This is a genomic window from Bosea beijingensis, from assembly GCF_030758975.1.
Lineage (GTDB): Bacteria > Pseudomonadota > Alphaproteobacteria > Rhizobiales > Beijerinckiaceae > Allobosea > Allobosea beijingensis.
This window is the reverse complement of record NZ_CP132359.1, coordinates 4,648,768-4,661,546: the sequence shown is the minus strand read 5'-3', so window position 1 is coordinate 4,661,546 and position 12,779 is coordinate 4,648,768. Positions and strand designations below refer to the sequence as shown.

Annotated in this window: 14 protein-coding genes; 6 read left to right on the top strand and 8 right to left on the bottom strand. The window is 67.1% G+C overall.

All coding sequences use genetic code 11. The features are described from left to right. Window positions 1-91: 91 nt before the first annotated feature. Both Q9235_RS22230 and Q9235_RS22225 read right to left on the bottom strand, forming a co-directional pair. Window positions 92-937 (bottom strand): aminoglycoside phosphotransferase family protein, encoded by an 846-nt coding sequence (locus Q9235_RS22230; RefSeq protein ID WP_306223959.1) that lies wholly within the window; start codon window positions 935-937, stop codon window positions 92-94. Continuing rightward, complete coding sequence (locus tag Q9235_RS22225; protein ID WP_306223958.1) at window positions 934-1,701, bottom strand: SDR family oxidoreductase; 768 nt, start codon at window positions 1,699-1,701, stop codon at window positions 934-936. Before Q9235_RS22225 ends, Q9235_RS22230 begins: the two co-directional genes overlap by 4 nt. A 213-nt stretch (window positions 1,702-1,914) precedes the next feature. Here Q9235_RS22225 and Q9235_RS22220 point away from each other — a divergent pair, with 213 nt between their 5' ends. Next, entirely contained in the window at window positions 1,915-2,352 is a 438-nt protein-coding gene (locus Q9235_RS22220) for a DUF1489 family protein (protein WP_306223956.1), read from the top strand. A gap of 5 nt (window positions 2,353-2,357) precedes the next feature. Here Q9235_RS22220 and panC read toward each other — a convergent pair whose 3' ends face one another. Continuing rightward, complete coding sequence (panC, locus tag Q9235_RS22215; RefSeq protein WP_306223954.1) at window positions 2,358-3,206, bottom strand: pantoate--beta-alanine ligase; 849 nt, start codon at window positions 3,204-3,206, stop codon at window positions 2,358-2,360. A gap of 92 nt (window positions 3,207-3,298) precedes the next feature. On the opposite strand from panC, the gene Q9235_RS22210 reads away from it, so the two are divergent. Further along, window positions 3,299-4,051, top strand: a complete 753-nt coding sequence (locus Q9235_RS22210; protein ID WP_306223953.1) for a VWA domain-containing protein — start codon at window positions 3,299-3,301, stop codon at window positions 4,049-4,051. Continuing rightward, window positions 4,048-4,767 carry a J domain-containing protein gene (locus Q9235_RS22205; protein WP_306223951.1) on the top strand — a complete coding sequence of 240 codons (720 nt, stop codon included), beginning with the start codon at window positions 4,048-4,050 and terminating at the stop codon, window positions 4,765-4,767. Before Q9235_RS22210 ends, Q9235_RS22205 begins: the two co-directional genes overlap by 4 nt. Before the next feature lie 58 nt (window positions 4,768-4,825). Here the strand turns inward: Q9235_RS22205 and Q9235_RS22200 are convergent, their stop codons facing one another. Next, the gene (locus Q9235_RS22200) at window positions 4,826-6,478 is read right to left on the bottom strand and encodes an SPOR domain-containing protein (RefSeq protein WP_306223950.1); all 1,653 of its coding nucleotides are present in this window, start codon (window positions 6,476-6,478) and stop codon (window positions 4,826-4,828) included. Window positions 6,479-6,773: 295 nt separating this feature from the next. Between Q9235_RS22200 and Q9235_RS22195 the strand changes: the two genes are divergently transcribed. After that, entirely contained in the window at window positions 6,774-7,121 is a 348-nt protein-coding gene (locus Q9235_RS22195; RefSeq protein ID WP_257735153.1) for a phasin family protein, read from the top strand. A gap of 190 nt (window positions 7,122-7,311) precedes the next feature. After that, the gene (locus Q9235_RS22190) at window positions 7,312-7,938 is read left to right on the top strand and encodes a LysE family translocator (protein ID WP_306223949.1); all 627 of its coding nucleotides are present in this window, start codon (window positions 7,312-7,314) and stop codon (window positions 7,936-7,938) included. Between the two features lie 200 nt (window positions 7,939-8,138). On the opposite strand, the gene Q9235_RS22185 is transcribed toward Q9235_RS22190, so the two are convergent. The 3 genes from Q9235_RS22185 to Q9235_RS22175 all read right to left on the bottom strand — a co-directional run bounded on the left by Q9235_RS22185 (window position 8,139) and on the right by Q9235_RS22175 (window position 10,025). After that, window positions 8,139-8,837 (bottom strand): L,D-transpeptidase, encoded by a 699-nt coding sequence (locus tag Q9235_RS22185; RefSeq protein ID WP_306223948.1) that lies wholly within the window; start codon window positions 8,835-8,837, stop codon window positions 8,139-8,141. Window positions 8,838-8,998: 161 nt separating this feature from the next. Continuing rightward, complete coding sequence (locus tag Q9235_RS22180) at window positions 8,999-9,709, bottom strand: L,D-transpeptidase (protein WP_306223946.1); 711 nt, start codon at window positions 9,707-9,709, stop codon at window positions 8,999-9,001. 94 nt (window positions 9,710-9,803) lie between these two features. Next, complete coding sequence (locus Q9235_RS22175; protein WP_306223945.1) at window positions 9,804-10,025, bottom strand: GDCCVxC domain-containing (seleno)protein; 222 nt, start codon at window positions 10,023-10,025, stop codon at window positions 9,804-9,806. A gap of 221 nt (window positions 10,026-10,246) precedes the next feature. Between Q9235_RS22175 and Q9235_RS22170 the strand changes: the two genes are divergently transcribed. Then, window positions 10,247-11,776 (top strand): UxaA family hydrolase, encoded by a 1,530-nt coding sequence (locus tag Q9235_RS22170; RefSeq protein ID WP_306223944.1) that lies wholly within the window; start codon window positions 10,247-10,249, stop codon window positions 11,774-11,776. An 18-nt stretch (window positions 11,777-11,794) separates the two neighbouring features. Here the strand turns inward: Q9235_RS22170 and Q9235_RS22165 are convergent, their stop codons facing one another. Next, window positions 11,795-12,769: a VOC family protein gene (locus Q9235_RS22165; protein ID WP_306223943.1), complete on the bottom strand. Its 975-nt coding sequence runs from the start codon at window positions 12,767-12,769 to the stop codon at window positions 11,795-11,797. Between the last annotated feature and the right edge of the window lie 10 nt (window positions 12,770-12,779).

The following is a 12,779-nucleotide window of genomic DNA, read 5'->3' as shown; positions in this document are numbered from 1 at the left end:
GTCGGGCTCGTCCCGGCCATCCACGTCTTCGCTGGTCGAAGCCCGTGCTCAAGGCGTGGATGCTCACCACAAGGGCGAGCATGACGGCGTACTAGGCGTCCAGCGCTGCGGCCGCCTTCGCCAGGATCGTCAGATTGATCTCCGCCAGCGGGTCATCATCGCCCATGAACCAGGCTGCCGACAAGCCACACCAGGCGATGATCCAGCGCAGCAATCGTTGCCGTTCCAGCCCCGATTTCGCCAGCACGATCTCCAGCCGGCGCTCGAAGGCGCCGGGCGCGACGGCGACCTGCGGTCGCGGATCGGCGAGATCGGGGTCGCAGAACAGGATCGTGTATTCGAAGGCGCGGTCGCCGATCACCGATTTCGGATCGATGGCGAGCCAGCCACGATCCTCGAAATCGAGGACGTTGTCGTGGTGCAGGTCGGCATGAAGCGGCAGAATTTCCTGCTGTGCGGGCAACAGTGCGTTTGCCTCCACCGCGGCACGGGCGACAAGGCCGCCATGCCGGGCCGCCGCCGGAAACAGGTCCTTGAACCAGATGTCGAGCGGGATCAGCCCGGTGGGAACCGGGCCGCGTGGCTTCTGCAGGGCCGCGATGGCGTCGCAGAGGATGGAGGTGGCTTCGTCGTCGCCCTCGGCGCCGCTGCGGGCCATGGAAGCGAGCGAGCGCCCGCCGGTGGCGCGTTCGATCAGCATGGCCTCGCCGCCGTCGCTGCGGGCGAGCAGGCGGGCGGCACCATCGCCGTTCCAGTATTCCAGCGGCAGGTAGCCGCGCCGCTCGTCCTCGACTTCCGGCAGCTTGAGCATTGCTGGCGCGCCGCTTTGCGACACAGGCAGCAGATGGCTGGCGTGGGTTCGGATCGGCTCGCCGTCGGACACAAGACCCCAGCGGGTAAGCCAGGGCTCGAAAACCTCCCGGGAAATCCAGCTCATCCGCGGCCGATCACCGGGAACTGCTCGGCCTCGTAGATCTGGCCGGAGACCGGCGCGCTGTCCTCCGAGAGCCAGAAGGCGGTGTGGGCGGCGATCTCCTCCGGCTGCATGATCCGGCCGGTCGGGGCGTCGCGCAGTGGGAGATGGTTCTGCCAGCCGGCTTCACGGCCTTCGCGCTGCTGCGTCGCGTCCTCGTTGGCGGTCCAGGTCCAGCCGACATTGAGCTGGTTGGCACGGATGCGCTCGGCGCCGAGCGTATTGGCGAGATTGCGCGTCATCGTCATCAGCGCGCCCTTCGACATCGAATAGACTGTGAGGTTCGAGAGGCCGCAATAGGCGTTGATCGAACCGACGGTGACGATGGCGCCGGGCGATTTCTGGGCGCGGAAGGCGCGGATCGCGGCCTCGGCGCAGAGCAGGGGCGCGCGGGTGTTGATCGCGAACATATAGTCGAAGAAGGCGGCGGTGGTCTCGGTCAGGATGCCGCGCGGATAGATGCCGGCATTGTTCACGAGGCCGTCGATGCGGCCGAAGGCAGCGGTCGTGGCGTCGACGATCACTTGGGCGGTCGCGGGCTCGGCGAGATCGCCGGTCGCGCCGGCCGTCGCCGCGCCGAGCTTCGCCACGGCCGCATCGACTTCCGCCGCATCGCGGCCATGGATCAGCACCTTGGCGCCCTCAGTGACGAGGCGCTCGGCCATCGCGAAGCCGATGCCGGTCGAGGAGCCGGTGACGAGAATGACCTTGCCTGCTAGTCCGCGCATGGGAAGCGTCCGTGTCTGGTTCGGGAGGTCGGAATGATCGTGAAGCGAATCGTGGCCAACATCGCAACCGCGGAACCCAAGCTGGCGCAAGCGTTCTATGGCGATCTCTTCGGCCGGCTCGTCAACGTGCCGGCCCATCGGGACTGAAGGTCGGGCTGTGGAGAAGCGCGACGGGGACTGGTCCGCCGTCGGGCGCGGGCCTATTTTGCGGCCATGTCCCTTCACTTGCTCAAGCTCTGCGTCGGCGCGGAATCGATCAGCGATCTCGAGGACTGGATCGCCGAGCGCCAGGCACAGCGCCGCGCCCGCGGCGAGCCGGCCGAGCAGTTACACACCACGCGCATGGTGCCGAAGAAGATCGAGGAGATCCTCGATGGAGGCTCGCTCTACTGGGTAATCAAGGGCCAGATCTCGGCACGCCAGCGGCTCACCGACATCCGCCCCTTCACCGATGGCGAGGGTATCGGCCGCTGCCATCTGGTGATGGAGCCGATCGTGGTGCCGGTCGAGCCGCGCCCGTTCCGCCCCTTCCAGGGCTGGCGCTACCTGCAGGCGAAGGACGCTCCGCGCGATCTCTCGGAGCATGGCGGCGATGTCGGCGAGATGCCGGAGGAGCTGCGGCGGGAGCTGGCCGGGCTGGGGCTGTTGTAGGCGGCCTAGACCGGAATATTGTCGAGCAAGCGCGTGCTGCCGATGCGGGCCGCAAGGATCAGGCGGATCGGGCCATCCGACAGCGAGGTGACCGGCGCCAGCCTCTCGGCATGGCGCGCTTCCAGATAGTCGAGCTCGAAGCCGGCGGTGATGATCTCGTTCTGGGCGTCTGCGACTGCCTTGAACAGGTCGTCGCGGTTGCGGATGCGGGCGGCGAGGTTCTGCATCACACGGTGCAGCAGCGGCGCCAGCGCGCGATGTTCGGCTGAGAGGTAGCGATTGCGCGAGGACATGGCGAGGCCGTCCGCCTCGCGGATCGTCGCGAGCGGTACGATCTCGATGCCGAGGTCGAGATCGGCGGCCATGCGGGTCACGACCTTGAGCTGCTGATAGTCCTTCTCGCCAAAGATCGCGCAGTCGGCACGTGACTGTGTGAAGAGCTTGCAGCAGATCGTCGCGACGCCCTCGAAATGCGTCGGGCGGAAGCGGTCTTCCAGGCCGACGGCAGCCGGGCCGAGCAGCAGCACGCGTGTGGCGAAGCCGGCCGGGTACATCTCCTCGACCGATGGGAAGAACGCCGCATCGGCGCCGGCCGCGACGAGCTTGGCGCAATCGTCATCGAAGGTGCGCGGGTACTTCTTGAAATCCTCATGCGGGGCGAATTGCGTCGGATTGACGAAGATCGTGACGATCACTCGCTTCGCATGGCGCTGGCCTTCGCTGACCAGCGCGATATGGCCTTCGTGCAGCGCGCCCATGGTCGGCACCAGCGCGACCTTATCACCGGCGGCGTGCCAGCCGGCGACGGCCTCACGCATCGCGGCGACCGTCTCGAAGATCGTGATGCCGGCCATTCGCGCGCCTCCGTCCGGCGCACGGGTAGCAAATGCCGGCGTCATGGCCAATATCAGGGCGTGGAGATGATTCAGGCGGATCGAAGGGGCCGATGAGCGAGAGGAAGGACCGGGCCGTCGGGAAGGTGGGAGCGACCGCGCCGGCGACGCATTCGCAGCCGGGCGAGATCGACCGTTTTCTTGGCGCCGCGAAGCAGCTCGCGCCCCTGGCAACGGGGCAGGCGGGGCGATTGGTCTTCGCGCTCGATGCCACGATGAGCCGCCAGCCGACCTGGGACCTCGCCTGCTCGCTGCAGGCCCGGATGTTCGACGTGACCTCCAGGATCCCAGAATCCGGCGGCGGCCTTGCAGTGCAGCTCGTCTACTTCCGGGGGATCGGCGAATGTCGCGCCTCAGGCTGGGTCGGTGAGCCGGCGCGCCTGACCGGCCTGATGCGCAAGATCGCCTGCGAAGGCGGGCAGACCCAGATCGCCCGCGTGTTGCGCCATGTCCGCGACGAGGCGAAAGCCGTTCCGGTCAGGGCCTTCGTCTATGTCGGCGATGCGATGGAAGAGGATGTCGATTCGCTGTCGGCGCTGGCCGGTGAGCTTGGCCTGCGCGGCATCCGCGGCTTCGTCTTCCAGGAGGGGCACGATCCGGTGGCGAGCAACGCCTTCGCGACGATCGCGCGGCTGACCGGCGGCGCCCATGCCCGCTTCGACGTGACTGCGCCGGCTTCGCTGCTCGATCTCCTGCGCGGGGCTGCCGCCTATGCGGCCGGCGGGCGCGCGGCGATGTTGCGTTTGGCCGGCTCGACCCCTGCGGTGAAGGGGCTGATCGCCGCGATGGATGGAGGCAAGCGGTGAGCCTGCTCTACGGCGCTGCCGTCCTGATCCTGGTCTGGTGGCTGGCGAAGCTTTTCGCGGGAGCCAATCCAAAGGTGCTGGCGCGCTTGGCGAAGACCGGTGGTGGCATCGCTGCGCTCGGCGTCGCCGGGCTGCTGATGGTGCGCGGCCGGATGGATATGGCGATCTTCCTCGGCGGTATCGGCGCCTGGCTGCTTGGCTGGAGTGCGACCGGACCGGGCGGCATCCGCTTTCCGTGGGCCGATCGTTCCGGCCCGACGCCGGGCGCGACCTCGAAGGTCAAGTCGGCGCTCCTGGAGGTGGAACTCGACCATGACAGCGGGGGGATGGCCGGCACCGTCGCCGCCGGCCCCTATGCGGGGCGGGCACTCGACAGCCTGGATATGGCTGAGCTTGCCGCGCTGATGCGCGACTGCCTCACGCGCGACCCGGACGGCGCGCGTTTGCTAGAGGCATATCTCGACCGCCGGACGCCCGGCTGGCGTGAAGACGCTCAGCGTGATCGCGACGCGGGGCAGCGCGGCGCGCCGGGCGCGGGCGCGATGACGCAGCAGGAGGCCTACGATATCCTGGGGCTTCAATCGGGGGCGGGCGAGGAGGCGGTCCGCGAAGCCCATCGGGCCCTGATGAAGCGCATCCACCCGGATGCCGGGGGCACCAGCGGCCTTGCCGCTCGCGTCAACCAGGCCAAGGACGTCCTTCTGAAGCAGCGCTAGCGAAGGGGTCGGGGAGTGGGTCTGCGACATGTCGTGAACTCCTTTCCCGGGTCCCTGGTCAGCTTCGGGTGGCGAAGCAGGAGAAGCCGCCGCGCTTCAACTGGTTGCAGGCGTTCTGCGCGTCCTTCGAGTCGTCGAAGCCGGCGAAGCGGGCACGGAAGAGGGTGGAGCCGCCCTTCGCGACCTTCTCGGTGAACGGCGAGGCGCTGGCGAGCGAGGTCGAGGCCCTGGCCTTGGCGCGGGCCAGGATTTCCTTGGCCTTGCCCTCGTCATCGGTGGCGCCGAGCTGGATCACCCATTTGCCGGAGGCGACGATCGCGGCCTGATGCGACATGGCGGGAACCGGCTCCTGAACCTGAGCCTTGGCGGGGGCGGCCTCGACCTTGTAGGCGACCGGGGCGGCCGGAATGTCGATCCTGGCTTCGGCGAGTTTCACAGGCTCGGCGGCGGGCTCCGGCACCTTTGCGATCGAAGAGGTGACGTCGACATTCGCCGGCGGGCGCAGGACCTTGGCATCGGCCGGCTGGGCGCCGATCGACCAGCGCATGGCGGACGGCGTCGTCGTGGCGGCGACCGGGCGCATGCCGGAAATCTGTAGCGGCTGGCCTCCGGCGACGGCGATCGGGCGCGGCGGCGCGATCGGCGTGGTGGTCGGCATCGGAGCGTAGGCGCGGGCGGCGGCCGGAAGGGCCGGCTGCTCCTCGACCTGCGGCTGCTGGCGCGGACGCGGCACCGGGATCGGCGCGGGCTCGGCCACGGCGACCTGCTGGACCGAGAGGGAGCGGGGGCGCTCCTCCGGCTCCGGGGCCTCGGCGACCATCACCGAGGAACGGCCGCTGGTCGAGGCGCGCGGCAGGCTGGCAAGCACGAGATCGGTCATGATCTGGTCGCGCGAGGCACCGGAACGGCCGCCGAGCACGATCGAGACCACATGGCGGCCTTCCGCCTTGGCCGAGGTCATCAGGTTGAAGCCGGATGCGCGGGTGTAGCCGGTCTTGATGCCGTCGACGCCCTCGACCTTGCCGAGCAGGCGGTTGTGCCCGCGGATCGTGCGGCTGCCGTACTGGAAGGCGCGCATCGAGAACAGGGGATAGTACTTCGGGAAGCGCTCCTGGATGGCGCGGGCAAGGATGGTGAGGTCGCGCGCGGTCGTCAGGTTCGGCGGGGAATGCGGCAGACCGTGCGGATTGTAGAAGCGGGTCGAGCTCATGCCGAGCGAGCGCGCCTTGCGCGTCATCTGCTCGGCGAAGGCGTCCTCGGAGCCAGCGATGTTCTCGGCGACGACGACCGAGGAGTCGTTGGCCGAGAGCGTGATCATGCTCTTGATGGCGTCCTCGACCGCGATGGTCGAGCCGGGGCGCAGACCGAGCTTGGTCGGCGGTTGCGAGGCCGCATAGGACGAGACCTTGAGTTCGGAATCCATGGTGAAGCGGCCGCGCTCCATCTGCTCGAAGAGCATGTAGAGCGTCATGACCTTGGTCAGCGAGGCCGGGATGCGGGCTGCATCCTCGTTCACCGCGTGCAGCGTGCGGCCGGTCTTCGCGTCGACCACCATCGCGGCATAAGGGGGCGTGTAGCCGCCGCCCGCGTTACGGCGCTTGCGCGCCTCGGCAGGGGAGGAGGCGATCGTGGCCGCAACGGCAACGACACCGATCAGACCCGCAACGGTTCGCAGACGCGACCGCCGCAACCCAACGCAACCAGACAACATGAACCCGCCTCGAACTCACAACCATGGGCCGATCCCGCGCCTGGCGCATCGTGGCGCAGGGGACACAGTTGGAGAGGTTAGGAGGATGCGGTTACGGAGCCGTTAAAACTTGAACGGTTGCCAGTGGAACGATCTGCGTTTGGTGCATTGCAGCGTTCTCTTGACATTCATGTTGCAATGCACAATATGCAGTCAGTCCCCGGTGGTGATCATGTTCACACAGCCTTGGGGCAGCTAACAGGCCGATCCGGCCCACTCACCTAAGGCGGCACCGCAGAGTGCCAGGAGACGACCCATGATCCAGCAGTTCGAGACCATCCAGAAGGCTTCCAAGGACAACGTCGACGCCGCTCTCAAGGCTTTCGGCACCACCTCGAAGGGTGTGCAGGCGATCGCCGTCGAGACCACCGACTATGCCAAGAAGTCCTTCGAAGCCGGCACCGCCACGCTCGAGAAGCTCGCTGGCGTGAAGACCTTCGACAAGGCCCTGGAGATCCAGGCCGACTTCATCAAGACCTCGTTCGAGGGCGCCGTCGCCCAGCTCACCAAGATGGGCGAGCTCTACACCGCTCTCGCCAAGGACGCCTACAAGCCGTTCGAAGGCATCGTCGCGAAGGCCGTCCCGACCGCCCCGAAGGCGTGATCCGGGCCGGCAGCCGACAGGCTGCCGTGCTTCCGTGAGTTGAGTTGCGTTTGCGAACCCCGGCCGCGAGGTCGGGGTTTTTCGTTTGAGCGGAGCTGGGCGGGCAGGGCTCCTGCGGATCGCTGGTCTCTTGCCGCTTGCCATTCTTTCCGGTCAGTGGCCTTGGTTCTTCGCCACGGAGAAACAGCCGATGATCGATCTCGCAACCTTGACCGCTTATGTGCTCATCGTGCTGGGCTTCGTCTTCATTCCGGGCCCGGCGACATTGCTGACGGTCGCCCGCGCGACGGCTTCGGGTTCGCGGGTCGGCATCGCGACCGGTGCTGGCATCGCGGTCGGCGACCTGATCCATACGATCACCGCGATCATCGGCATCTCGGCTGTGATCGCGGCTTCGGCGACGCTGTTCAGCGCGATCAAGTATCTCGGCGCCGCCTATCTGCTCTATCTCGGCATCCGCGCCCTGATCGAGAAAGCGCCCGTCGAGCTGGCTTCCGGAGTGCCAGCCATCTCTGCGAGCGCCGCCTTTCGCCAGGGCCTGCTGACCGAAGTCCTCAACCCGAAGACGGCCCTGTTCTTCCTCGCCTTCCTGCCGCAATTCGTGCGGCCCGAGAATGGTGCGGTGTCGCTGCAGATGGCCATTCTCGGCGGCATCTTCATTCTGCTCGGCCTCGTCAGCACGGTTGCCTTCGCGCTCGGGGCCGGCCGGCTCGGGCAGTTTCTGCGCCGCCATCCGGCCGTGCTCAAATGGCAGGGCAAGGTGGTCGGCGGCATCTATTGCGCTCTGGGTATCCGCCTTGCGATGCAGCAGCGCTAGGCGTCTGCGCCCCTGCTTCCGCTCGTCGCGGTGCCGATCGGGGCTTGAGGCTCTCGTGGCTTCAGCTTGCAGACGGGAGCTCTCGCCGCCGTTTCGAGCTCGGTCATGCCGGCAGGGACAGACCATCCCGCCGCTCATGAAAAACCCCGGCCGAGGGCCGGGGTTTTCAATGCAGCAGAATATGGCCGAGGTCTGCGGCTTCAGGCCGGAAGGACGACCACCTTCGTCTTGACCGGCGTCTGATCGTAGAGATCGATCATGTCCTGGCTGAGCAGGCCGACGCAGCCGCTGGTGATGCCGGAGCCGATCGATTCCTCGTCGCTCGAGGCATAGATCGTGTAGAGCGTGTACTTGCCGTTCTGGTAGAGATGCAGCGTGCGGGCGCCGAGCGGATTTTCGAGGCCGCCCGGCATGCCGCGCGCGTATTTGGCGGCTTCGGGCTGGCGCTTGATCATTTCCGGCGGCGGGGTCCAGGTCGCCCATTCCGACTTGCGCCCGACATAGGCATCGCCGTTCCAGCGGAAGCCGTCGCGGCCGACATTGGCGCCGTAGCGGGTGGCGTTGCCGTCGCCCTCGATGCGATAGACATAGTAATTGGCGGGATCGACGATGATCGTGCCGGGCTCTTCCTTGCTCTCGTAGCGGACGGTGCGGCGCCAGTATTTCCGATCGACCTTGGTGACGTCCGCGGCGGGAATCGCGAATTTCTTGTCGGGCACGGGCCCGTACATCTGCTGCGCTTCGGCGAGGCTCATGCCGTCGCCGGCGCAACCGCCGAGCCCCAGCGCGCCGAGGCCGACGGCCGAACCGACCAGAAACGAGCGGCGGTCGACAAGGCCGGGCCGGCGTTCCAGCGAAGCCGTCGTACCGGCGCCGCCATTCCTACCATCGATGATCATGATCGGGGATTTCCCATGTGCTACTGCCGGACGAGAGCGGTTGCCGGCATACAGTCGTTGAACGCATAGCCGGGCGGAGATTGCCGTCTCTCCGTCCGGCTGGCAAGCTTGAGGCTTCGCGGCACCCGATGTGGAAGCCCTGCGCGAAGCCGGAAACCGGCTCACACCGGAAGCACGGTCACGGGCGTGCCCAGCGATACACGCGCGTAGAGATGGGCGATGTCCTGGTTGATCATGCGGATGCAGCCGGACGAGACGTTGGTGCCGACCGTGTAGGGCTCGAAGGTGCCGTGGATGCGGTAGCCGAGGTCACGCCCCTCGCCGAAGAGATAGAGCGTGCGGGCGCCGAGCGGGTTTTTCGAGCCGCCGCGCACGCCGAGCCCGCGCGGGGTCTGCTCGAGCTGGGACCTGATCGCCGGATCGCGCGCGATCATCTCCGGCGGCGGGACCCAATCGGCCCAGTCGCGCTTCATGTTGATCCGGGCTGAGCCAGACCAGCCGAAGCCCTCGCGCCCGACGCCGACGCCGTAGCGCGTCGCGACACGCGGGGATTCCACGAAATAGAGGTGATACCCTGCCGGATCGACCACGATCGAGCCCGGCTTGTCGTCGCGCGGAAACGCGACCGTCTGCCTGAGATAGCGGGCGTCGATGCGCTGATAATCGATCGCCTGGATCGGAAAGCGCTCGCCGGGATAGTCGGTATAGACCTCGGCATAGTTCGGCCGCGAGAGCGTGCGCGTGGCGAGACCCTGCGGGGCCTGGCCGACGCCGGTATCTGGCAGCGCGACGATGCTGCGCGAGCCGCACCCGGCCAGGCCCGCTGCCGCGACGGAGAGGGCGGGAAAAGTAAACGAGCGGCGGGTCAGCATCGGGTATCTCTCAGGAAGGCCTGAGGAGATACATCGGCTTGGATGGTTACTGTTGCGTGAACCGGTGGTTCGGGCGCTCCGATCCCGGCACTGCCTAGCCGCAGCAATTCGACGGTTGCCCGGTCAGCCGGGCCTCCTGGATCGGCGGGCAGGGCATGTCGCCATAGGAGCAGTAGACGCAGCAATCGCCCGATTTCGGCCGGAGAACGGTATTGCAGCCGGCGCATTCATAGAAGAACTGGCAGGCATCGGTCGGCATCGTTTCGGTCGCTTGGTGACTGCAATGCGGGCAGGTGAGCGTGGAACGAAGCTGCATGATCACCATCCTGTCGATCGAGACCCTCTAGATAGTTCAAAGCATCGGACAAGTCTGCACGAGAGCGAGCCTGCAGCCGGAATGACATGAGCAGGCAAAGGGAGCGGGCCGGGCCGAAGCTGCCGATCTTCTGATTTGAACCGATTGAAAAGACCGCCGGTTGGGGGCATCTCTAGGAGCGCGCGCTGCCGTCGCGGCGCCGAGAGGTTCCGGTTTCCGCCATGCTCGACAAATCCGCGCCGCCCCGCACGCTGAAGCTCAACGCTGCCGACAATGTCGTCGTCGCCGTCGATCCCGTCGATCTCGGCGTGACCGCCGCCGGCGTCGAGGCGCTGAAGCGCATCCCGCGCGGGCACAAGATGGCGATCGTGCCGATCGCCAAGGACCAGCCGATACGCAAATTCGGCCAGATCATCGGCTTCGCCACAGCCGATATCGTGCCGGGCGACTGGGTTCACGAGCACAATACCGGCTTCCACGCCTTCGATCGCGATTACGCCTTCGCGCAGGAGGCCAAGCCCGAATTCGTCCTGCCGGTCGAGCAGCAGGCGACCTTCGAGGGCTTCCGCCGCGCCAATGGCAAGGCCGGCACCCGCAATTACGTGGGCATTCTGACCTCGGTGAACTGCTCGGCCTCGGCCGCGCGCTTCATGGCCGAGGAGGTCAAGCGCTCCGGGCTGCTCGCCGATTATCCGAATGTCGACGGCGTGATCGCGCTGACCCACGGCACGGGCTGCGGCATCGACTATAATGGCGAGAGCTTCGAGGTGCTGAAGCGCACCACCTGGGGCTATGCCTGCAATCCGAACATGGCAGCGGTGCTGGTCGTCGGGCTGGGCTGCGAGGGCTTCCAGATCAGCCGCATGAAGGAGGCCTATGGCGTCACCGAGAGCGACGTCTTCCGCACGCTGACGATCCAGGAGACCGGCGGCACGAAGAAGGCGGTCGCGGCCGGCATCGAGGCGCTGAAGGTGATGCTGCCGATCGCCAACAAGGCGGTACGCGAGACCGTGCCAGCCTCCGAACTGATGCTCGCGCTACAATGCGGCGGCTCGGACGGCTATTCCGGGATCACTGCCAATCCGGCGCTGGGCGCGGCTGTCGATATCCTCGTCGAGCATGGCGGCACGGCGATCCTCTCCGAGACGCCCGAGATCTATGGCGCCGAGCATCTCCTGACGCGGCGCGCCGCCACCCGCGAGGTCGGTGAGAAGCTCGTCGGCATCATCAAATGGTGGGAGGACTATACCGAGCGCGCCCGGATGAGCATGAACAACAACCCCTCGCCGGGGAACAAGGCGGGGGGCTTGACCACCATCCTTGAGAAGTCGCTGGGCGCGGCGGCCAAGGGCGGCACCAAGACGCTCTCGGCGGTCTACCATTATGCCGAGCCGGTGAAGGCGAAGGGCTTCGTCTACATGGACACGCCCGGCTACGATCCCGTCGCCGCGACGGGGCAAGTCGCCGGCGGCTCGAACATCCTCGCCTTCACCACCGGGCGCGGCTCGGCCTATGGTTGCAAGCCGACGCCCTCGGTGAAGCTCGCGACCAATACGCCGATCTACCAGAAGATGATCGACGACATGGACATCAATTGCGGCGACGTGCTCGACGGCGTCTCGCTCGAAGCGAAGGGCCGCGAGATCTTCGAGACGCTGCTCAAGATTGCCTCGGGCGAGCGGAGCAAGTCCGAGCAGCTCGGCTATGGCGATGCCGAATACGTGCCGTGGCAGATCGGCGCGACGATGTGAGGGCCGGGCAGGGCGCGCCTAGCCCTGCAGCAGTCTGACGCGTGTTCCCCAGGGATCGAGGCTCTCGAAACCGCCGGAGATTGGCGCTGCCGTCAGCTTCGCGCCGGCGAGGCGTTCGGCCTGCGCAGCCATCAGTTCCGGCTTCTGCGTCATCAGCGAGAACCAGGCGAGCCCGGTGCTGGCCTCGTCGCGCAATCCAGCGCCGGCGCTGTTCCAGGTATTGAGCGCGAGATGATGATGGTAGCCGCCTGAGGACAGGAAGCTTGCCGTGTCCCGCCGGCTGGTCGGGGCGAGCCCAAGCAGGTCCTTGTAGAATTTGTCGCCTGCATCGACGTCGCCGACGCGCAGATGGATATGCCCGATGCGAAGCCCGTCCGGCGCCTTCGCATAGTCGCTGATGCCGGTATTCGTCAGGGACAGGATGCCGTCGACATCGAGCCGGTGCGTGCCCATCACCACACGGCCGTTGTCCCAGCGCCAGTTTTCGGCCGGGCGGTCGGCATAGACCTCGATGCCGTTGCCCTCGGGGTCGTTGAGATAGACGGCCTCGCTGACGCTGTGGTCGGCGAAGCCGGTCAGCGGAGTCTGGTTGCGCGCGACATGGACCAGCCAGCGCGCGAGGTCCCGCCGGCTCGGCATCAGGAAGGCGATGTGGAAGAGGCCGGCAGCGGTCGGCGGCTCCAGGGCGGCGCCTGGCTTCGGCTCCAGTGTCAGCAGGGCGCCTTCGGCGGTGCCGAGCGTAACGGAGGCGGCGCCGCGCGCCAGCACCGATAAACCGATCACGTCGCGATAATAGCTGGTTATCCGTTCGATATCGCGCACCTTGAGCGCGGCGGCGCCGATCCGGATCGGCGTCTTGCTGGCAAAACCCGGTCCGGCCGCGGGAGCGGCGACCGGGCCGCCTTCGGCGCGAGCGGCGAGGCTGGCCGCTCCTGAGAGTGAAGCCGCCCCGGCAAGCTGAAGCAGGAAGCGGCGGGTCTGGGCGCTGTTCATCGGTCGAGGC

What these genes read in the sequence shown, in the direction of transcription:
- Q9235_RS22180 (WP_306223946.1), bottom strand. Translation starts at nt 9,709, where the DNA reads ATGCTGACCCGCCGCTCGTTTACTTTTCCCGCCCTCTCCGTCGCGGCA.
- Q9235_RS22190 (WP_306223949.1), top strand. Translation starts at nt 7,312, where the DNA reads ATGATCGATCTCGCAACCTTGACCGCTTATGTGCTCATCGTGCTGGGC.
- Q9235_RS22210 (WP_306223953.1), top strand. Translation starts at nt 3,299, where the DNA reads ATGAGCGAGAGGAAGGACCGGGCCGTCGGGAAGGTGGGAGCGACCGCG.
- Q9235_RS22230 (WP_306223959.1), bottom strand. Translation starts at nt 937, where the DNA reads ATGAGCTGGATTTCCCGGGAGGTTTTCGAGCCCTGGCTTACCCGCTGG.
- Q9235_RS22200 (WP_306223950.1), bottom strand. Translation starts at nt 6,478, where the DNA reads ATGTTGTCTGGTTGCGTTGGGTTGCGGCGGTCGCGTCTGCGAACCGTT.
- Q9235_RS22225 (WP_306223958.1), bottom strand. Translation starts at nt 1,701, where the DNA reads ATGCGCGGACTAGCAGGCAAGGTCATTCTCGTCACCGGCTCCTCGACC.
- Q9235_RS22170 (WP_306223944.1), top strand. Translation starts at nt 10,247, where the DNA reads ATGCTCGACAAATCCGCGCCGCCCCGCACGCTGAAGCTCAACGCTGCC.
- Q9235_RS22195 (WP_257735153.1), top strand. Translation starts at nt 6,774, where the DNA reads ATGATCCAGCAGTTCGAGACCATCCAGAAGGCTTCCAAGGACAACGTC.
- Q9235_RS22185 (WP_306223948.1), bottom strand. Translation starts at nt 8,837, where the DNA reads ATGATCATCGATGGTAGGAATGGCGGCGCCGGTACGACGGCTTCGCTG.
- Q9235_RS22175 (WP_306223945.1), bottom strand. Translation starts at nt 10,025, where the DNA reads ATGCAGCTTCGTTCCACGCTCACCTGCCCGCATTGCAGTCACCAAGCG.
- Q9235_RS22220 (WP_306223956.1), top strand. Translation starts at nt 1,915, where the DNA reads ATGTCCCTTCACTTGCTCAAGCTCTGCGTCGGCGCGGAATCGATCAGC.
- panC (WP_306223954.1), bottom strand. Translation starts at nt 3,206, where the DNA reads ATGGCCGGCATCACGATCTTCGAGACGGTCGCCGCGATGCGTGAGGCC.
- Q9235_RS22165 (WP_306223943.1), bottom strand. Translation starts at nt 12,769, where the DNA reads ATGAACAGCGCCCAGACCCGCCGCTTCCTGCTTCAGCTTGCCGGGGCG.